Origin of the sequence: Sinomonas halotolerans (assembly GCF_039615075.1) — a bacterium.
In the GTDB taxonomy this organism is placed as follows: domain Bacteria; phylum Actinomycetota; class Actinomycetes; order Actinomycetales; family Micrococcaceae; genus Sinomonas; species Sinomonas halotolerans.
Genome location: NZ_JBDFRB010000021.1, coordinates 1 through 19659, shown reverse-complemented (window position 1 = coordinate 19659; position 19659 = coordinate 1). Strand labels below are relative to the sequence as shown.

At 69.9% G+C, this 19659-nt stretch carries 11 protein-coding genes and 3 rRNA genes; 11 read left to right on the top strand and 3 right to left on the bottom strand.

The features are described 5' to 3' along the window. Nucleotides 1-75: 75 nt before the first annotated feature. On the bottom strand, nucleotides 76-645 hold the full coding sequence (locus ABCQ75_RS15525) for a GNAT family N-acetyltransferase (RefSeq protein ID WP_345882698.1): 570 nt from the start codon (nucleotides 643-645) through the stop codon (nucleotides 76-78). Between the two features lie 120 nt (nucleotides 646-765). On the opposite strand from ABCQ75_RS15525, the gene ABCQ75_RS15520 reads away from it, so the two are divergent. The 3 genes from ABCQ75_RS15520 (at nucleotide 766) to ABCQ75_RS15510 (ending at nucleotide 4309) form a co-directional block, all read left to right on the top strand. After that, nucleotides 766-1971, top strand: coding sequence for an argininosuccinate synthase (locus ABCQ75_RS15520; RefSeq protein WP_345882699.1), 1206 nt, complete (start codon nucleotides 766-768; stop codon nucleotides 1969-1971). 21 nt (nucleotides 1972-1992) lie between these two features. Continuing rightward, complete coding sequence (gene argH, locus ABCQ75_RS15515; protein WP_345882934.1) at nucleotides 1993-3456, top strand: argininosuccinate lyase; 1464 nt, start codon at nucleotides 1993-1995, stop codon at nucleotides 3454-3456. Nucleotides 3457-3520: 64 nt separating this feature from the next. After that, the gene (locus ABCQ75_RS15510; protein ID WP_345886556.1) at nucleotides 3521-4309 is read left to right on the top strand and encodes a PIG-L deacetylase family protein; all 789 of its coding nucleotides are present in this window, start codon (nucleotides 3521-3523) and stop codon (nucleotides 4307-4309) included. Here the strand turns inward: ABCQ75_RS15510 and ABCQ75_RS15505 are convergent. After that, a complete protein-coding gene (locus tag ABCQ75_RS15505) occupies nucleotides 4306-7122 on the bottom strand; it encodes a PEP/pyruvate-binding domain-containing protein (RefSeq protein ID WP_345886555.1) in 2817 nt (938 codons plus the stop codon). The two genes, ABCQ75_RS15510 and ABCQ75_RS15505, sit on opposite strands and share 4 nt — an antisense overlap. A 57-nt stretch (nucleotides 7123-7179) precedes the next feature. Here ABCQ75_RS15505 and ABCQ75_RS15500 point away from each other — a divergent pair, with 57 nt between their 5' ends. Together ABCQ75_RS15500 and ABCQ75_RS15495 are read left to right on the top strand one after the other, a co-directional pair. Further along, nucleotides 7180-7920 carry a maleylpyruvate isomerase family mycothiol-dependent enzyme gene (locus ABCQ75_RS15500; protein WP_345886553.1) on the top strand — a complete coding sequence of 247 codons (741 nt, stop codon included), beginning with the start codon at nucleotides 7180-7182 and terminating at the stop codon, nucleotides 7918-7920. 4 nt (nucleotides 7921-7924) lie between these two features. Next, the gene (locus ABCQ75_RS15495) at nucleotides 7925-8557 is read left to right on the top strand and encodes a DNA-3-methyladenine glycosylase (RefSeq protein ID WP_345886552.1); all 633 of its coding nucleotides are present in this window, start codon (nucleotides 7925-7927) and stop codon (nucleotides 8555-8557) included. A 74-nt stretch (nucleotides 8558-8631) separates the two neighbouring features. On the opposite strand, the gene ABCQ75_RS15490 is transcribed toward ABCQ75_RS15495, so the two are convergent. Beyond that, the gene (locus ABCQ75_RS15490) at nucleotides 8632-9240 is read right to left on the bottom strand and encodes a GNAT family N-acetyltransferase (protein WP_345886550.1); all 609 of its coding nucleotides are present in this window, start codon (nucleotides 9238-9240) and stop codon (nucleotides 8632-8634) included. A gap of 179 nt (nucleotides 9241-9419) precedes the next feature. On the opposite strand from ABCQ75_RS15490, the gene ABCQ75_RS15485 reads away from it, so the two are divergent. The 6 genes from ABCQ75_RS15485 (at nucleotide 9420) to rrf (ending at nucleotide 19606) form a co-directional block, all read left to right on the top strand. After that, complete coding sequence (locus ABCQ75_RS15485; RefSeq protein ID WP_345886558.1) at nucleotides 9420-9932, top strand: adenine phosphoribosyltransferase; 513 nt, start codon at nucleotides 9420-9422, stop codon at nucleotides 9930-9932. A 154-nt stretch (nucleotides 9933-10086) separates the two neighbouring features. Next, a complete protein-coding gene (locus ABCQ75_RS15480) occupies nucleotides 10087-12348 on the top strand; it encodes a HelD family protein (protein ID WP_345886548.1) in 2262 nt (753 codons plus the stop codon). A 26-nt stretch (nucleotides 12349-12374) separates the two neighbouring features. Continuing rightward, complete coding sequence (gene tyrS / locus ABCQ75_RS15475; protein ID WP_345886547.1) at nucleotides 12375-13682, top strand: tyrosine--tRNA ligase; 1308 nt, start codon at nucleotides 12375-12377, stop codon at nucleotides 13680-13682. A gap of 477 nt (nucleotides 13683-14159) precedes the next feature. Then, nucleotides 14160-15681: ribosomal RNA gene (locus ABCQ75_RS15470) — 16S ribosomal RNA — on the top strand. A 496-nt stretch (nucleotides 15682-16177) separates the two neighbouring features. Beyond that, a 23S ribosomal RNA gene (locus ABCQ75_RS15465) occupies nucleotides 16178-19322 on the top strand. A gap of 167 nt (nucleotides 19323-19489) precedes the next feature. Next, a 5S ribosomal RNA gene (gene rrf / locus ABCQ75_RS15460) occupies nucleotides 19490-19606 on the top strand. Together the 16S, 23S and 5S rRNA genes form the textbook arrangement of a ribosomal RNA operon. The last annotated feature ends 53 nt before the right edge of the window (nucleotides 19607-19659 follow it).

The window sequence follows — 19659 nt, the reverse complement described above, 5'->3', positions numbered from 1 at the left end:
ACGCTACCGATACGCGGTTCCTGCTTCGTGGTCAAGGGCGAGTGCTGACGGGCTTCGTCCAGCGCGGCCGGCCGCCTACCCGAACCGCGCGAAGGGCGCGGCGTAGCGGAAGGTGCCCGCCGCGCCGTCGTGCGCTGTCCCATGTGCTGCGAGCAGCCGCACCTGGAAGAAGCCGCCCCATGCCGGATCCGGCGACGCGATTCCGTGCCGCGCCGCGGGCTCCCAGCCGTGGCGCCCGTAGAACGCGGGGTCCCCCACGAGCGCGATGAGGCGCTCGCCGCGCGCCTGGGCCGCGGAGACGGTCGCCTCCAGGAGGGCGGCCCCGATGCCGCGGCCCTGACGGTCGGGCCGCACCGAGATCGGTCCGAGCCCCAGCGCCGGCAGGGGATCCACGCCGGCGGCATCGATCCAGCCGCGCGTCGTGATGGCATGGCCCACGACGGCGCCGCCCTCCTCCGCGACCAGGGCCAGGTCCGGGAGGTACCCGGCATCGGCGCGGAGCCACTCCACGAGTGCTGCCTCGCCCGGGTCTCCCGTGCCGTCGAGGGGCGGCGCGGAGACGGCCGCCTGCCTGAAGGCCGCGGCAGTCACGGCGCGGACGGCGGGGTAGTCCTCGGCGCGCTCGGGGCGGATGATGGCAGGCATGGCGCCACGGTGCCACGGGCCGCCGAGCCCGGGCAACCGCGCGGCTTCGCGGATTGCCAGCACTGTATATCTATGTAGACTGATGCATAACAATTCGTTCTGACCCCCAAGGAGCACACCGTGAAGGATCGCATCGTCCTCGCCTATTCGGGCGGCCTGGACACGTCCGTGGCCATCGGCTGGATCGCCGACGCAACCGGCGCAGAGGTCGTCGCCGTCGCCGTCGACGTCGGGCAGGGCGGCGAGGACATGGAGACCATCCGTCAGCGCGCGCTCGGCTGCGGGGCCGTCGAGGCCTACGTGGCGGACGCCCGCGACGAGTTCGCGAACGAGTACTGCATGCCCACCCTCAAGGCCAACGGGCTCTACCAGGGCCACTACCCGCTCGTCTCGGCCATCTCGCGCCCGGTGATCGTCAAGCACCTCGTCAAGGCCGCGCGCGAGTTCGGCGCCACGACCGTGGCCCACGGCTGCACGGGCAAGGGCAACGACCAGGTCCGCTTCGAGGTCGGCATCCAGACCCTCGGCCCGGACCTGAAGTGCATCGCCCCGGTCCGCGACCTCGCCCTCACGCGTGACAAGGCCATCGCGTACGCCGAGGAGAAGCAGCTCCCGATCGTCACGACGAAGAAGAACCCCTACTCGATCGACCAGAACGTGTGGGGCCGCGCCGTCGAGACCGGCTACCTCGAGGACATCTGGAACGCCCCGACCAAGGACATCTACGACTACACCCAGACCCCGGAGTTCCCGCCGGCCCCGGACGAGGTCACCATCACGTTCGTCCAGGGCGTGCCGACGGCGCTCGACGGCGTCGAGCTCACCCCGCTCCAGGTCATCCAGGAGCTGAACCGCCGCGCCGGGGCCCAGGGCGTGGGCCGCATCGACGTCGTCGAGGACCGCCTCGTGGGCATCAAGTCCCGCGAGATCTACGAGGCCCCGGGCGCGATGGCGCTCATCACGGCGCACAAGCACCTCGAGGACATCACGATCGAGCGCGAGCACGCCCGCTTCAAGGCCACGGTCGGCCAGCGCTGGAGCGAGCTCGTGTACGACGGCCAGTGGTTCTCCCCGCTCAAGCGCGCCCTGGACACGTTCATCGAGGACTCGCAGCAGTATGTCTCCGGCGACATCCGCATGGTCCTCCACGGCGGCACTGCCGTGGTCAACGGCCGCCGCTCGGACACGTCGCTGTACGACTTCAGCCTCGCGACCTACGACACGGGCGACACGTTCGACCAGTCCAGCGCGAAGGGATTCATCGACCTCTGGGGCATGTCCTCCAAGGTCGCCTCGAGCCGCGACCAGCGCGTCGCGGGGGAGTGAACCCGGGTGGCTGAGCAGAACATGGGCCCACGGGCGCAGGGGTCCCCGGCCGAGCGCAGCGAGGCCGGAGGGCGCTCGGGGACCAACGAGGGCGCACTCTGGGGCGGGCGCTTCGCCGGGGGACCGGCGGACGCGCTCGCCGCGCTGAGCAAGTCCACGCACTTCGACTGGCGCCTGGCCCGGTACGACATCGCCGGCTCCAAGGCCCACGCGCGCGTCCTGCACCGCGCGGGCCTGCTCGACGACGGCGAGCTCGCCGGCATGCTCGACGCGCTGGACCGCCTCGACGCAGACGTCGCCTCGGGCGCGTACACCGCGGCGGAGTCCGACGAGGACGTGCACGGCTCGCTCGAGCGCGGCCTCATCGAGCGCGCGGGGACGCACCTGGGCGGCAAGCTGCGCGCCGGCCGTTCTCGCAACGACCAGGTCGCGACCCTCGGGCGCATGTTCCTGCGCGACCACGCGCGGGTCATCGCCCGCGGCGTCCTCGACACGGTCGACGCGCTCGTGGCCCAGGCCGAGGCGCACCCGGACGCGGCGATGCCGGGCCGGACACACCTCCAGCACGCCCAGCCCGTCCTGCTCAGCCACCACCTGCTCGCCCACGCGTGGGCCCTGCTGCGGGACGTCCAGCGCCTCGCGGACTGGGACAGGCGTGCGGCCGTGTCGCCCTACGGCTCGGGGGCGCTCGCGGGCTCGTCCCTCGGACTCGACCCCGAGGCCGTCGCGGCGGACCTGGGCTTCGACTCGGCCGTGCACAACTCGATCGACGGCACCGCCTCGCGGGACGTCTTCGCCGAGTTCGCGTGGGTCGCGGCGATGATCGGCGTGGACCTCTCGCGCATCTCGGAGGAGGTCATCCTCTGGGCCACGAAGGAGTTCTCCTTCGTCACCCTCGACGACGCGTACTCCACCGGGTCCTCGATCATGCCGCAGAAGAAGAACCCGGACGTCGCGGAGCTCGCGCGCGGCAAGGCGGGGCGCCTCATCGGCGACCTCACGGGCCTCCTCGCGACCCTCAAAGGCCTGCCGCTCGCGTACAACCGCGATCTGCAGGAGGACAAGGAGCCCGTCTTCGACGCGGCCGACACCCTCGAGCTCCTGCTCCCCGCGGTCTCGGGCATGATCGCGACCCTCGCGTTCAACACCGAGCGCATGGCCGCCCTCGCCCCGCAGGGCTTCGCCCTCGCGACCGACATCGCCGAGTGGCTCGTCCGCCAGGGCGTGCCGTTCCGCGAGGCCCACGAGCTCTCCGGCGCCGCGGTGAAGCAGGCCGAATCGCGCGGCGTCGAGCTCTGGGACCTGGACGACGAGGAGTACGCGGCGATCAGCCCAGCGCTCACGCCCGAGGTCCGCTCCGTGCTGAGCACCGAGGGCTCGCTCGCGAGCCGCAGCGCGCAGGGCGGCACCGCTCCGGAGGCGGTCGCGCGCCAGCTCGCCGCGCTCCAGGAGCAGCTCGCCCAGGCCCGCGGGTTCGCGGGCTGACCCGGGCTCGCTCCTCGGCGGCCGTCCCCTTCCGGGGACGGCCGCCGCGGCGCATCATGGGTGCGTGCATCCGCGCACGCTCATGCTCGTCGTCGCGCACCCCGACGACGACGCGTACGGGATCGCCGGCTCCGTGGCGCTCCACGCGCACGAGCCGGCGTTCCGCTTCGTGCTGGTCCACGCGACGGACGGCGCCGCCGGCCTCATCGCGCCGGAGGTCGACGCGACGCCAGCGACGCTCGGGCAGGTGCGGCGCGGCGAGGACGACCTGGCGTGGCGCGCCCACGGGCGCGGACCGGACCGGCACGAGTGGCTCGGGTACGACGACGGCTTCCTCGCCGAGGCGGACCCGGCCGCGCTCGCCGGGTGCGTGCGGGAGATCATGGACGAGGAGAGGCCCGACGTCGTGTGCACGTTCGGGCCGGACGGCGTCACGGGCCACCCTGACCACCTCGCGATCGGCCGCGCGACGGACGCGGCGTTCGCCTCCCTGACTGAGGACGGCGGCCCGGGCCTGAGACGGCTGCTGCACTGGGCCCTGACCCAGTCGACCTGGCTCCAGATCAACCGGGCGCGCCAGGCGGCGGGCATGCCGCCGTGGGACCCCACGCGGCTCTACCACTTCCGGGGGATCCCGGACGAGGACATCCACGTCCAGGTGGACACCAGCGCGGTGGCCGAACGGGTCGTCGCGGGCCTCGCGGAGCACCGCAGCCAGCGGCTGTCCCTCTTCGACCACCCCGCGAGCCGGGAGGCGTGGATCAAGGCCGCGGCGCACGAGCACTTCGTCCAGGCCTGGCCGCCGCGGGCGCGCGGGCTGCCCCTCCTGACGGACGTCTTCGAGGGCCTCTAGCTGCTTCCCTCCGTGCCGCCGGCGGGGGCGACGATCCGCACCGTCCCCGCGGCGCCGTCGACCTCGATGCGGTCGCCGCTGCGGATCCGCTCGGTGGCCCGCGGAACGCCCACGACCGCGGGGATCCCGTACTCGCGCGCCACGACGGCACCGTGCGAGTTGGCCCCGCCCATCTCCATGACGAGGGCGCCCGCCGTGACGAACAGGGGTGTCCAGCCCGGATCGGTCGAGGGCGCGACGAGCACCTCGCCGGGGGCGAGCGAGGCCGCGCTCGGGTCCAGGACGACGCGCGCCGCTGCCGTCACGGTGCCGGCCGAGGCCGGGACGCCGGCAAGGGCGGTGCCAGCGGGCACGCCAGCCTCCCCGGGGGTCGTCGCGGAGGCCACGGCCTCCGGCTCGCTGCCGTCGGAGAGCAGGACGCGCGGGACGTGGCGCCGGCGCAGCTCGCGCGCGTAGTCCGCCCGCCGGGCGGCGACGGTGCCGCGCAGCCGCGCGCCGCCGTCGTCCTCCGCCCTTCCCGGACCGTGACCCGCCGAGGCCGCCGCGAGTGCCGCGCGTGCCTCGGCGAAGTCCAGGAAGAAGACGTCTCCGGCGTCGTCGAGGACGCCTGCCTCGGCGAGGTGCCGGCCGACGGCGTGCAGCTCGGTGCGCGCTGCATCGAAGACCCGCACGAGGTAGAACTTGGGCTGCTCCCTGAGGCCGGCGAGGGCCCGCGCCCGCGCGAGGAGCGCGGCGACGGCTGCGCCGCGGAGCCGCCCCCGGTCCCGTGCCCGCGAGGCGAGCGAACGCGCGGCGTCCTCGCCGGCGCGGGCGGCCGAGGCGAAGGAGTCCTTGGCAGGGTCGCCGAGGAGCATGCTCGAGACCATCGACAGGACCGGCCCGGGTTCCTCGCGCCACCGCGGCATCCCGACGTCGATCTCGGCCACGGCCCGGTGCCCGTACCGCCCGAGGAACGCCGCGATGCCGTCGGCGAGGACCTCGGGGAGCGTGCCGGCCGCGTGGCGGGCAGCGAGCTCGCCGCCATCGTGGCCTGCAAGCTCGTCCGCTTCCGCGGGCGCCTCGCGCCGTACCCGTTCGGCGAGGGAGCGGAGTTCCTCGTCCATCTCGGTCGTGGGGTTGTTCGGCAGGCCGCGCAGCACGTCCTGGAGCTCGCCCGGCCGCGCGGTCCCCCGCAGGAGGAGGGATGCGAGGCCGGCGCAGACGAATCCGGCCGCCGCGACGGGGAGCGTGGCCGGGACGATCGGGAACGCCTCGCGGGCGAGCAGGTCCCGCGCGCGGTCCAGGCGCGCGGCGGGCCCGCCCGTGCCCGGGGCGAGGCGCTCCTCGAGCACCGCGCCGAACCGCTGCACCCGGGCGAGCCCCGCGGCCGGCCGGACGAGCGCTCGCACGAGCGTCTCGGGGACGTGGTGGCGCACGGCGAGGGACACGACCCGCCGCGCCAGGGGCAGGGGAGTGCGGATCTCGAGCGGGAAGCGCGGGTCTGCGGAGAGGCGCCGCAGGATCCCGGCGGAGCGGGCCTCCATGACGTCGAGGACGCGCGGGGCGAGCCGGCGGCCCACGCGGCTGCGCAGCACCGTGGTCACGTCGACGAACAGCCTCCCGCCGGCTGCCTGGACGACCGACGGGCCGGCGTCTGCGTCCGACGGCGCGAGGCCGGCCTGGGCGGCGATGCTCCCGGCTGCGGCCTTGAGCGATGCGATGCCCATCGGCGTCAGGGGCCGGGTGAGCCCCTGGGCGAGGGAGAAGCAGAACCATGCGCGCACGCCGCCCGCTGGTGAGCCAGACGGACGGACGGGGATCGGGTGCAGGGTCGTGATGGGCCGCGTCTGCGTGAGCCAGAGCGTGCCGTCCGCGGCGAGCGCCCACTCGGCGTCCTGCGGGGAGCCGAAGTGCGCCTCGAGCTGCCGCCCGAGCGCGGCGAGCTCCGCGACCTCGCCGGGGCCCAGGCACAGCGGGCCGGCGTCCCCGGCAGGGGCCACGCGCTCGGTTCCCCCGCCGGCGGCCGGCCGCACTGCGAGTCCCTTGGAACCCGCCCGGCTCTCGAGGAGCTGCCCCGTGGCCGCCTCGGCGACGAACCGGTCCGGGTCCACGGCGCCCGAGACGACCGCTTCGCCGAGACCCGGGCTCGCCTCGACCACCATGCGGGTCCGGCTGCCGGAGACGGGGTCGGCGGTGAACAGGATGCCGGCCACCGCGGCGTCCACGAGCGGCTGGACGACGACGGCGAGCGCCGCCTCCGCGCCCTGGAAGCCCGCCGCCCGGCGGTAGGCCACTGCCCGGTCGGTCCACAGGGACGCCCAGCAGCGCCGCACCGCGTCGAGGACCGCGTCGGCGCCGACCACGTTGAGGAAGGTCTCCTGCAGTCCCGCGAAGCTCGCCCCGGGGAGGTCCTCGGCCGTCGCGGACGAGCGCACGGCCACCGGAATTCCGTCACCGCCGTGGATGGCGTCGCTTCCGCGAACGCCGGGGGCGGGGGCCTGCGAGAGCCTTTCGTAGGCGGCGCGGACCGCGGCCTCCGTCGCCGGCGCCAGGCCCGCGCTGGCGAGCAGCTCCCGGAGGCGGGCCGCGAGCCCGGGCCGCCGTGCGTCGTCGTCCTCGCTGTCCACCGCCTCGGCGAGGCTGCGGGCGTCCGCCCGTTCGAGCGCGTCGCGGTACGCCGGCGTCATGACGCAGAAGCCGCCCGGGACAGCGAAGCCGGCGGCGAGCATCTCTCCGAGGTTCGCGGCCTTGCCGCCCGCCTCGGCCACCATGCCGGCCCGCAGCGCCTCAAGGGGGACCACCACCGCGGGCATGGGAGCCTCGCCGCCGTGCACGGCCTCAGGATAGACCCGCCGCCCGCGGGTGTCGCGGGGCGGCGGTACGCTGGCCCCATGGCTGCCCAGAACCCAGACAACGCCCGTCTCCTCGCCGGGATCGAGCGCGCGGCAGAGGGCTTCCGCGCTGAACTCGACCGCCTCGCCGAAGAGTCCGTGCCGAAGGACTCGGTCCTGCCCGGCTGGACCCGCGGACACGTCCTGGCCCACGTGGCGGGCGTGTGCAACGGCATGGCCCGCCAGCTCGAGTACGCCGCGCGCGGCGAGCTCATCCCGCTCTACGACGGGGGAGCGGAAGGCCGCAACCGTGAGATCGAGGAGGGCGCGCCGTCGTCGGCCGACGAGCACCGCGAGCGGACCTCCGCGGCGCTGGACCGCGCGCTGGCGGCCTTCCGCACGCTGGAGGGACGTGACTGGGAGCGGCCCATCTCCTACCGCGACGGCGCGGTGCGGGACGGCGGGCTCGCGCTGTGGCGCGAGCTGGTGATCCACCGCACCGACCTCGGCACGGGCGAGTCCCACCACGGCTGGGAGCCTGAGTTCTGCGAGCACCTCGCCCAGTTCCTCGCCCCGCGCGTTCCGGCCGGCATGCGGTTCGTCCTGCACCCCGAGGGCGGCGCGCCGCAGCTCCTCGGGGACGGTGACGACGCCGTGGACCTCCACGGGCGCCTCACCGACCTCGTCGCGTGGCTCGCGGGGCGGCCGGTCGAGCACGCCGCGGTCCGCGCCGAGCGGGCCGGCCAGGCCGTGCCCCTCCCGGAGATCGGGCCCTGGCCGGCGGCCCAGCTGGCCAAGTAGTCCCATGCCCCAGCCCGACCTCGTCCGCTGGCTCCTCCGCGACCCCGTCGCGGTGGCCCCCGACCTGCTCGGGGCGGTCCTGACGCACACGACCCCCGAGGGAGGGGTGGCCGTGCGCATCACCGAGGTCGAGGCGTACCGCGGTCACCGCGACTCCGAGCACCCGGACCCGGGTTCGCACTCCTACAACGGCCGCACCCCGCGTAACGAGGTGATGTGGGGCCCGCCGGGCCACCTCTACGTCTACTTCACGTACGGCATGCACTACTGCGCGAACGTGGTGTGCGGGCCGGCGGGCAGCTCCTCCGGCTGCCTCCTGCGGGCGGGCGAGATCGTGGAGGGGCTCGGCCTCGCGCGGTCCCGGCGCACCTCGGCCAAGCGTGATTCCGAGCTCGCCCGCGGTCCCGCCCGGCTCACGCAGGCACTCGCGATCGGCCGTGGGCACAATGGCGCGGCGCTCGACGGCGGGGAGTTCCGCCTCGATCCGCCGGCCCACCGCGCCGCCGGGGTCCTCTCCGGCCCGCGGGTCGGGGTCGCCGGCCCCGGCGGGAGCGCGGACTATCCGTGGCGGTTCTGGCTGCCCGGCGAGCCCAGCGTCTCCCCGTACCGGCCGGCGAAGGCGAGGCCGCGCCCCTAGCCCCACCCGTTTGCGGCTGTCATGCCCCTGTGCTGCGGGAAGACCAGAGCTGCAGGGCGACCGGGGCTGCGGGTTCAGGCGGCCCCGAAGGGTGCGGCCGGCGCCTCGTGGGGCGCCAGCCGCGCGAGGAGGCGTGCCCGCACGAGCGGCCACTCGGCGTCGAGCACCGAGTACACCGCGGCATCCACGCGGCCCAGGCCGCCGTGGTCGGGCCGGTGCGAGCGCAGGGTTCCCTCGTAGACCGCCCCGAGGCGCAGGAGCGCCCGCGCGCTGCGCCCATTGCGCGTGTCCACCCGGAACGCCACGCGGTGGAGGCCCAGCGTTTCGAAGGCATGGCCGAGGAGGAGCAGCTTCGAGGCGGCGTTCGCACCGGAGCCCCAGTACGGGCGGGCGAGGAAGGTCCCGCCGACCTCCGCGCGCCCGAGGCGCTCGTCGACGTCGTAGAGCCCCGTGGTGCCGGCGAGCGCGCCCGTCGGCTCCGCAGCGACGGCGAACGGCAGCGCGGACGGATCGGCGAGCCGGGCAGCGAAGAGCTCCGCGAGCTCCTGGACCGACTCGGGGCGGCGCGCGGCCATGCCGGACCACGCCTCGGCGTCGACCGCCGCGAAGAGCTGCTCTGCGTGCAGGGGCGAGAGGGGCAGCAGACGGACGCCGTGCGCGGCGAACGTGAGCGTGTGGTGCATGGGAGAAAGTGAAGCACCGCGGGGCCCCACACGGGAGGCCGATCCCGGCTATGTGGACATGAACTTTCGGTAACGTGGAGCGGGTGAATGAGCAGACCCCTGACCCCGCGCGCCCCCCAGCTACCGCAGTCTCCCCGGGGCGGCCCGCGCCGGGGCCTTCCCAGACGACTGTCGAGGCCATCCTGGACAGGCTGTGCGCGACCGTCCCCGACTACCCGCAGCCGGGGGTCAGCTTCAAGGACCTCACTCCCGTCTTCGCCGACGCGGGCGCGCTGCGCGCAGTGGTCGACGCCGTCATCGAGCCCTTCGCGGGCACGTTCGACCTCGTCGCGGGGGTGGAGGCGCGCGGCTTCCTCCTCGCCGGCGCCGCCGCCTACGCCACCGGCACCGGCATGCTCACTGTCCGCAAGGCCGGCAAGCTCCCGCGCACCGTGTACGCCGAGGACTACGCCCTCGAGTACGGCACGGCCACCCTCGAAGTCCACACGACCGACATCCCCGCGGGCGCCCGGGTCCTCATCCTCGACGACGTCCTCGCCACGGGGGGCACGGTCGGGGCCGCTGCCCGGCTCGTCGAGCGGTGCGGGGCGCGCGTGGCCGGGGTCGGCGTCGTCCTCGAGCTCGAGGGCCTGGGCGGGCGGGGTGCCCTCGCCGGGCGCCACGTGCACTCCCTCCAGCGCATCCCCTCCTGAGCGGCCGGGCCCTCCTCGGCCCGACGGCGCCGGGCAGCTCCCGCGGGACGGCGTGACGGCGCCCGGGGGAGGCGTGACAGCGCGGTTTCGCGTGAGTTCATCGGGATCGCTGTAGAATGGACGGTCCAGCTTTTCATCAAAGGGGAACGCACCGATGCTCGACGCCGATCTGGTCCACGAACGGGACTACGTCAAGGGCCTTTACACGCGCCTCGACGAGCTGCGCGCCGAGAAGCGGCGCCAGCTGGACGCCGTCCGGAAGGCCGGCGCGATCGGCTCGATGCAGAACGTCTCAGAGCGTGACGCCTTCGCGGCCATGTACGAGGACCGCCTCGCCCAGCTCGACGCCGTCGAGGACCGCCTCGTGTTCGGCCGCCTGGACCTGGATGACGGGCAGGAGCAGTACATCGGCCGCATCGGCCTGAGCACCGAGGACCTCCGCCGGCTCATGGTGGACTGGCGCGCCCCCGAGGCGAGCCACTTCTACCAGGCAACCGCGTTCGACCGGCAGGGCGTGCGCCGCCGCCGCCACCTCATCCTCCAGGGCCGCGAGGTCAAGGCGATCGAGGACGACGTGCTGGATGCCGGGATGCTCGACGGCGCGACGTCCCACCAGGGCGAGGGCGCGCTCCTCGCGGCGCTCAACTCCAAGCGCACGGGCCACATGGCGGACATCGTCAGCACCATCCAGGCCGAGCAGGACCGCATCATCCGCGCCCCTCTCGCGGGCGCCCTCGTGGTCCAGGGCGGCCCGGGAACGGGCAAGACCGCCGTCGCGCTGCACCGCGCGGCCTACCTGCTCTACTCGCACCGGGAGCGGCTCAAGAGCGCGGGCGTGCTGCTTGTGGGGCCGTCGTCGTCCTTCATGAAGTACATCGAGCGCGTGCTGCCCTCCCTGGGCGAGACCGGCGTCGTGATGTCCAGCGTGGGCAGGCTCATGCCCGGCATCTCCGCCGTCCCGGAGGCCGATCCGCGCGTCGCCGCGCTCAAGGGCTCGTCGCGGATGGTCGGGCTCATCGCGGCCGCTGTCGCCAACCGCCAGCGCGTCCCGGCAGGGGACCGGATCCTGGACGTGGAGGGCTACAGGCTCCTCCTGACCCCGCGTCAGGTCCGCCGGGCGCGGGACAAGGCCCGCAGCACCGGGAAGCCGTACAACGAGGCGCGCAACACGTTCGTCAAGATCCTCCTGCGCGAGCTCACGGAGCAGCTCCAGTCCAAGGTCGAGGCCAGCAGCGTGGGCAACAACGCGGACCGCTCCTACCTTGCCGAGGACGTGCGCCAGTCCCGGGACGTGCGGATCGCCGTCAACCTGTGCTGGATGCCGATGACGCCGGAGAAGCTCGTCTCGGAGCTGTTCGGCAAGCGCAGCATCCTCGACGCGGTCGCGGCCGGCTTCACGCCTGAGGAGCGGGACCTGCTCCGCCGGCCCGCGGACGCTGCGTGGACCGAGGCGGACGTCGCGCTGCTCGACGAGGCCGCCGAGCTCCTCGGCGAGCTCGACGCGACGGCGGGCCATGAGGCCGCCCGCCGCGAGGCAGAGCGCCGACGCGACCTCGAGAACGCCCAGCAGACGCTCAACAACGTCAACCAGGCGCTGCGGGAGCAGGGGCTCGACGGCGTCGTCGAGGCGGAGGAGCTCGTCGCCTACCAGCAGGGCGGGGAGGCGCGCCTCACCGCGGCCGAGCGCGCCGTGAGCGACCGCACGTGGGCGTACGGCCACATCATCGTGGACGAGGCCCAGGAGCTCTCGCACATGCAGTGGCGCATGCTCGTGCGCCGCTGCCCGCTCAAGTCCTTCACGATCGTCGGCGACATCGCCCAGACCTCCGCTGCGGCGGGGGCGTCCTCGTGGAGCCGCGCCCTCGACCCCTTCTTCGGCGACCGCTGGGCCCTCGAGGAGCTCACGGTGAACTACCGCACCCCGCGCCAGATCGCGGAGGCGGCCGCGCGCATGGCGGCAGCCGCGGGCCTTGTCGTGTCCGCGCCGAAGGCCGTGCGGGAGGGCCGCTGGGCCCCGGTCGTGGACCGGGTGGCGGCAGGCCGGGACCCCGATGGCGCGGCAGTGGCCCGCCTCGTCGAGGTCTTCGGCGAGGAGCTTGCGGCGGCCGACGGCGGTCTGGTCGCCGTGATCGCGGCGGGCGCCCTTGCGGAGCGGGCCCGGGAGGCGCTGCGCGGCGTCTACGGTCGCCGCGTCGGCGGGGGAGCGGGCAGCTTCGAGCAGGACATCGTGGTGCTCGACCCCCGCGAGGCAAAGGGCCTCGAGTTCGACTCGGTGGTCGTGCTCGAACCCGAGGAGATGCTCGACGACGTGCACGGCCGGGTGGGCGACCTGTACGTCGCGATGACGCGTCCCACGCAGCGGCTCCGCCTCATTGCGACGGGGGAGGTCCCGGAGGGGATCGAACGGGAGCCGTGAGCCCCTTCGCTGATACGGTAGAAGCCGTGCCGCAGACAGTACTCGACTCGCAGAAGAACGACCCGAGCTTCCCGAACGTCTTCCAGGAGCTCAAATGGCGTGGCCTCGTGCACGTCTCGACCGATGAGTCGGAGCTCGAGAAGCTCCTCGCGGGAGAGCCGATCACGTATTACTGCGGATTCGATCCCACGGCGCCGAGCCTGCATCTGGGGAATCTCGTCCAGCTCCTCCTCCTCCGCCGCCTCCAGCTTGCCGGCCACCGTCCGCTCGGGCTTGTCGGCGGCTCGACGGGGCTCATCGGTGATCCGCGGCCCACGGCCGAGCGGACGCTGAACACCAAGGACACGGTCTCCGAGTGGGTCGGCTACCTGCAGGCCCAGGTCCGGCGCTTCCTCTCCTTCGAGGGGGACAATGCGGCCCGCATGGTCAACAACCTCGACTGGACCGCGCCGCTGAGCGCCATCGACTTCCTGCGCGAGGTCGGCAAGCACTACCGCGTCGGGACCATGCTCCGCAAGGACGCCGTGGCCTCGCGGCTGGCATCGGAAGAGGGCATCTCCTACACCGAGTTCAGCTACCAGATCCTGCAGGGCATGGACTACCTCGAGCTGTTCAGGCAGTACGGATGCATGCTCCAGACGGGCGGCTCGGACCAGTGGGGGAACCTCACGAGCGGAACCGAGCTCATCCGCAAGGTCGAGGGCAAGGCCGTGCACGCGCTCGGGACGCCCCTCATCACGAACTCGGACGGGACGAAGTTCGGCAAGAGCGAGGGCAACGCCATCTGGCTTGACGCCTCGATGTGCTCGCCGTACACGTTCTACCAGTTCTGGCTCAACACGGCCGACGCCGATGTCGTGGACCGGCTCAAGGTCTTCACCTTCCTCACACGCTCGGAGATCGAAGCGCTCGAGGCGGCGGTCGCAGAGCGGCCCTTCGCCCGTGAGGCGCAGCGGCGGCTCGCCTTCGAGGTGACGTCGCTCGTACACGGCGTGGAGGCAACCGAGAAGGTCATCGCGGCCTCGGCCGCGCTCTTCGGCAACGGGGATCTGGGAGTCCTGGACGAGGTCACGCTCGCGGCGGCGACCGCTGAGCTCGCCACCGCCGCAGTCACGTCCGACCAGCTCGGGATCATCGAGCTCCTCGTCGCGACCGGTCTCGCGGAGAGCAGGTCGGCGGCCCGCCGGACCGTCTCGGAGGGCGGCGCCTACGTGAACAACGCGAAGGTGACCGACCCGGAGGCCGTCGTCCCTGCCGAGGAAGCCCTCCACGGTCGGTACTTCCTCGTGCGGCGAGGAAAGAAGAGTCTCGCCACCGCGGTCCTCGAGGGCTGAGCGAAGCCCTGCGCTGGACCAGCGGGGCGCCATGCGCGCTCCGCTGGAAGCGCGACACGCCCGGGCGTCGCGGCCGTTTGCGCCGAGGCGGTGGGAGGAGTAAAGTAATCCGAGCCGCCGGGGCGAAGGCCCGGGCGGGAACCCTTGAATCATGGTCCGGGAGAACCTCGGAAGCGTCGGCTTGCCCGACGTTCCTGAGCCGGAACGGCAGGGGAGTCCGATTTGATTCGGGAAGATCGGTCCGATAAAGTAGGGGACCGAAGCGCGGGGAAATAACCGGTGAACACCGGGGAAACACCCGAAGCGGTCTGTTGTTTGAGAACTCAATAGTGTGCCAAGTTCGTTGATGCCATTTTTTTGGTTGATACATTGGGCGGCCTGCCCACCCCCGTGGGTGTGGTCGTCTTGTTTTTGCCAGTTTTGGATTTGCTGGCCGGGGTGGGCGTTTTCCCGTCTGTCCGGCTGGTTTCTGTTTTTTTGACGGAGAGTTTGATCCTGGCTCAGGATGAACGCTGGCGGCGTGCTTAACACATGCAAGTCGAACGATGAAGCCCTTTCGGGGGTGGATTAGTGGCGAACGGGTGAGTAACACGTGAGCAACCTGCCCTTGACTCTGGGATAAGCCTGGGAAACTGGGTCTAATACCGGATAGTACTCCTCATCGCATGGTGGGGGGTGGAAAGCCTTGTGCGGTCTTGGATGGGCTCGCGGCCTATCAGCTTGTTGGTGGGGTGATGGCCTACCAAGGCGACGACGGGTAGCCGGCCTGAGAGGGTGACCGGCCACACTGGGACTGAGACACGGCCCAGACTCCTACGGGAGGCAGCAGTGGGGAATATTGCACAATGGGCGGAAGCCTGATGCAGCGACGCCGCGTGGGGGATGACGGCCTTCGGGTTGTAAACCCCTTTCAGTAGGGAAGAAGCGCAAGTGACGGTACCTGCAGAAGAAGCGCCGGCTAACTACGTGCCAGCAGCCGCGGTAATACGTAGGGCGCGAGCGTTATCCGGAATTATTGGGCGTAAAGAGCTCGTAGGCGGCTTGTCGCGTCTGCTGTGAAAGCCCGGGGCTCAACCCCGGGTCTGCAGTGGGTACGGGCAGGCTGGAGTGCAGTAGGGGAGACTGGAATTCCTGGTGTAGCGGTGAAATGCGCAGATATCAGGAGGAACACCGATGGCGAAGGCAGGTCTCTGGGCTGTAACTGACGCTGAGGAGCGAAAGCATGGGGAGCGAACAGGATTAGATACCCTGGTAGTCCATGCCGTAAACGTTGGGCACTAGGTGTGGGGGCCATTCCACGGTTTCTGCGCCGCAGCTAACGCATTAAGTGCCCCGCCTGGGGAGTACGGCCGCAAGGCTAAAACTCAAAGGAATTGACGGGGGCCCGCACAAGCGGCGGAGCATGCGGATTAATTCGATGCAACGCGAAGAACCTTACCAAGGCTTGACATGTGCCGGACCGTCCCAGAGATGGGGCTTCCCTTCGGGGCCGGTTCACAGGTGGTGCATGGTTGTCGTCAGCTCGTGTCGTGAGATGTTGGGTTAAGTCCCGCAACGAGCGCAACCCTCGTTCCATGTTGCCAGCACTTCGGGTGGGGACTCATGGGAGACTGCCGGGGTCAACTCGGAGGAAGGTGGGGACGACGTCAAATCATCATGCCCCTTATGTCTTGGGCTTCACGCATGCTACAATGGCCGGTACAAAGGGTTGCGATACTGTGAGGTGGAGCCAATCCCAGAAAGCCGGTCTCAGTTCGGATTGGGGTCTGCAACTCGACCCCATGAAGTCGGAGTCGCTAGTAATCGCAGATCAGCAACGCTGCGGTGAATACGTTCCCGGGCCTTGTACACACCGCCCGTCAAGTCACGAAAGTCGGTAACACCCGAAGCCGGTGGCCCAACCCCTTGTGGGAGGGAGCCGTCGAAGGTGGGACTGGCGATTGGGACTAAGTCGTAACAAGGTAGCCGTACCGGAAGGTGCGGCTGGATCACCTCCTTTCTAAGGAGCCCCTCGCATCTGGGGTGCCGGCCTGCACAGGCCGGTGCGTCCGGTGCCAGGTGAATGCCCGCTGCGGGAGCGCATGTCTTCCGGTGGGTGCTCATGGGTGGAACGTCAACGGATTCGTGGCCCGTGCCCTGCACGGTGTGCCCTGTGCGCCAGTACGCCCTCCCCGGCCTTGTCGGGGTGGGCTGGAGAGCGCGGGGGTGCCCGGGTGGGGGTGGGGTCCTTGGCACGCTGTTGGGTCCTGGGGCAACAGCCCTGGTGGCTGCCTTCCTGGGCTGCGGTGCGCTGTGCGCGCGCCGTGGTGCGGGTCGAGTGGTTTGTTGTTTGAGAACTGTATAGTGGACGCGAGCATCTAGCAATTTCTTCTGCCGCGTCGCCGTTTGTCCCTGTTCCCGGGCGTGTCCCGGGGCCGGGGCGGGGTGGCGCGGTGTTGTTTTGCCGAATTGAATTTGTAGGGCGCCCCGTGTGGGTGTCCTTGGTTTTCTTCTGTGTTGAAGTTTCCAAGGGCGCACGGTGGATGCCTTGGCATCGGGAGCCGATGAAGGACGTGGGAATCTGCGATAAGCCTGGGGGAGTCGATAACCGGACTGTGATCCCAGGGTGTCCGAATGGGGAAACCCCGCCATGCGCCGAGAGGTGGTGTGGTGACCTGCCGTTGAACGCATAGACGGTGTGGGGGGAACGCGGGGAAGTGAAACATCTCAGTACCCGCAGGAAGAGAAAACAACAGTGATTCCGTCAGTAGTGGCGAGCGAACGCGGATGGGGCCAAACCCGGCGTGCGTGATACCCGGCAGGGGTTGCGCGTCGGGGGTTGTGGGGCTCTGCTTCGGTCATCTGCCGGTGGCCGGGGGTGTGGTGCAGGAGTGTAGGCGAACGGTCTTGAACGGCCGGCCGGAGAGGGTGTGAGTCCCGTAGCCGTAACGCTTGTCTGCCGCCCTTGCGGATGTCCCCAAGTAGCACGGGGCCCGAGGAATCCCGTGCGAATCTGTCAGGACCACCTGATAAGCCTGAATACTACCCGATGACCGATAGCGGACCAGTACCGTGAGGGAAAGGTGAAAAGTACCCCGGGAGGGGAGTGAAACAGTACCTGAAACCGTGCGCCTACAAACCGTCAGAGCCGGCTGCGCCCTTGGGCGCTGTACCGGTGATGGCGTGCCTTTTGAAGAATGAGCCTGCGAGTTAGTGCCATGTCGCGAGGTTAACCCGTGTGGGGGAGCCGTAGCGAAAGCGAGTCTGAACAGGGCGTTCAGTGGCGTGGTCTAGACCCGAAGCGGAGTGATCTACCCATGGCCAGGTTGAAGCGACGGTAAGACGTCGTGGAGGACCGAACCCACTTCAGTTGAAAATGGAGGGGATGAGCTGTGGGTAGGGGTGAAAGGCCAATCAAACTCCGTGATAGCTGGTTCTCCCCGAAATGCATTTAGGTGCAGCGTTGCGTGTTTCTTGCCGGAGGTAGAGCTACTGGATGGCCGATGGGCCCCACAAGGTTACTGACGTCAGCCAAACTCCGAATGCCGGCAAGTGAGAGCGCAGCAGTGAGACTGCGGGGGATAAGCTTCGTAGTCGAGAGGGAAACAGCCCAGACCACCGGCTAAGGCCCCCAAGCGTGTGCTAAGTGGGAAAGGATGTGGAGTTGCCCAGACAACCAGGAGGTTGGCTTAGAAGCAGCCACCCTTGAAAGAGTGCGTAATAGCTCACTGGTCAAGTGATTCCGCGCCGACAATGTAGCGGGGCTCAAGCACACCGCCGAAGCCGTGGCAGTCCCACGTGAACCCTAGCCTTCGTGGTTCAGGGGTGGGGCTGGGTAGGGGAGCGTCGTGCGGGCAGCGAAGCCGCCGGGTGACCGAGTGGTGGAGGCCGCACGAGTGAGAATGCAGGCATGAGTAGCGAAAGACGGGTGGGAAACCCGTCCGCCGGATGATCAAGGGTTCCAGGGTCAAGCTAATCTGCCCTGGGTAAGTCGGGACCTAAGGCGAGGCCGACAGGCGTAGTCGATGGACAACGGGTTGATATTCCCGTACCGGCGAAGGACCGCCCATGCCGGACAGCCGATGCTGACCGCCCAATCCCCCCCACCGCGGGTCCTTCGGGACCTGCACCGGGGGGTGCGCGCGGGACCCAGAGCTGCGAGGCAAGCGTATTAACAGGTGTGACGCAGGAAGGCAGCCCGGCCAGGCGATGGTAGACCTGGTCCAAGGATGTAGGGCGCGCGGCAGGCAAATCCGCCGCGCACGAAGCCTGAGATCTGACGGGACCCCCTCACGGGGGGATCGGGTGATCCTATGCTGCCGAGAAAAGCATCGACGCGAGGTCCCAGCCGCCCGTACCCCAAACCGACACAGGTGATCAGGTAGAGAATACCAAGGCGATCGAGAGAATCACGGTCAAGGAACTCGGCAAAATGCCCCCGTAACTTCGGGAGAAGGGGGACCCCAACCGTGAACCGCACGCGCTGCGGGGAGCGGGTAGGGGTCGCAGAGACCAGGGGGAAGCGACTGTTTACTAAAAACACAGGTCCGTGCGAAGTCGCAAGACGATGTATACGGACTGACTCCTGCCCGGTGCTGGAAGGTTAAGAGGACCCGTCAGCTCTTCGGAGCGAAGCGGAGAATTCAAGCCCCAGTAAACGGCGGTGGTAACTATAACCATCCTAAGGTAGCGAAATTCCTTGTCGGGTAAGTTCCGACCTGCACGAATGGAGTAACGACTTCCCCGCTGTCTCGACCGTGAACTCGGCGAAATTGCACTACGAGTAAAGATGCTCGTTACGCGCAGCAGGACGGAAAGACCCCGAGACCTTCACTATAGTTTGGTATTGGTGTTCGGAGCGGCTTGTGTAGGATAGGTGGGAGACTGTGAAGCCCGGACGCCAGTCCGGGTGGAGTCATCGTTGAAATACCACTCTGGTCGCTTTGGACATCTAACCTCGGCCCGTGATCCGGGTCAGGGACAGTGCCTGATGGGTAGTTTAACTGGGGCGGTTGCCTCCCAAAGGGTAACGGAGGCGCCCAAAGGTCCCCTCAGCCTGGTCGGCAACCAGGTGTCGAGTGCAAGTGCACAAGGGGGCTTGACTGTGAGAGAGGCATCTCGAGCAGGGACGAAAGTCGGGACTAGTGATCCGGCGGCACCTCGTGGAAGGGCCGTCGCTCAACGGATAAAAGGTACCTCGGGGATAACAGGCTGATCTTGCCCAAGAGTCCATATCGACGGCATGGTTTGGCACCTCGATGTCGGCTCGTCGCATCCTGGGGCTGGAGTAGGTCCCAAGGGTTGGGCTGTTCGCCCATTAAAGCGGTACGCGAGCTGGGTTTAGAACGTCGTGAGACAGTTCGGTCCCTATCCGCTGCGCGCGCAGGAAATCTGAGAAGGGCTGTCCTCAGTACGAGAGGACCGGGACGGACGAACCTCTGGTGTGCCAGTTGTACCGCCAGGTGCACGGCTGGTTGGCTACGTTCGGATGGGATAACCGCTGAAAGCATCTAAGCGGGAAGCCCGCTTCAAGATGAGATTTCCATGGACCTCTGGTCCGAGAGGCCCCCAGCAGACCACTGGGTTGATAGGCCGGACGTGGAAGCAAGGACTGAAGACTTGCGAAGCCGACCGGTACTAATAGGCCGACAACCTCAACACACCACCCCCACACCCGGGGGTGCGGAGAGAACACTGCCACGCGTCCACTCTACGGTCCCCAGACAACAAACCCCCCGCCCCCCGGGGGAGCCGCCACAACCGAATACAGTCCGACCACGGACCCACACGCTTCCCACCCCGCCACCGGCGGGGACGGGACACAGGGTTACGGCGGTCATAGCGTGGGGGAAACGCCCGGTCCCATTCCGAACCCGGAAGCTAAGACCCACAGCGCCGATGGTACTGCACCCGAGAGAGTGTGGGAGAGTAGGACACCGCCGGACAACCATTCACGAGGACCCCCACCACACGGTGGGGGTCCTCACCACTTAACCAA

Bases quoted from the DNA above. Each gene is read 5' to 3' on its own strand.
- ABCQ75_RS15525 (WP_345882698.1), bottom strand. From the start codon at position 645: ATGCCTGCCATCATCCGCCCCGAGCGCGCCGAGGACTACCCCGCCGTC.
- ABCQ75_RS15480 (WP_345886548.1), top strand. From the start codon at position 10,087: ATGCTCGACGCCGATCTGGTCCACGAACGGGACTACGTCAAGGGCCTT.
- ABCQ75_RS15495 (WP_345886552.1), top strand. From the start codon at position 7,925: ATGCCCCAGCCCGACCTCGTCCGCTGGCTCCTCCGCGACCCCGTCGCG.
- argH (WP_345882934.1), top strand. From the start codon at position 1,993: ATGGGCCCACGGGCGCAGGGGTCCCCGGCCGAGCGCAGCGAGGCCGGA.
- ABCQ75_RS15500 (WP_345886553.1), top strand. From the start codon at position 7,180: ATGGCTGCCCAGAACCCAGACAACGCCCGTCTCCTCGCCGGGATCGAG.
- ABCQ75_RS15490 (WP_345886550.1), bottom strand. From the start codon at position 9,240: ATGCACCACACGCTCACGTTCGCCGCGCACGGCGTCCGTCTGCTGCCC.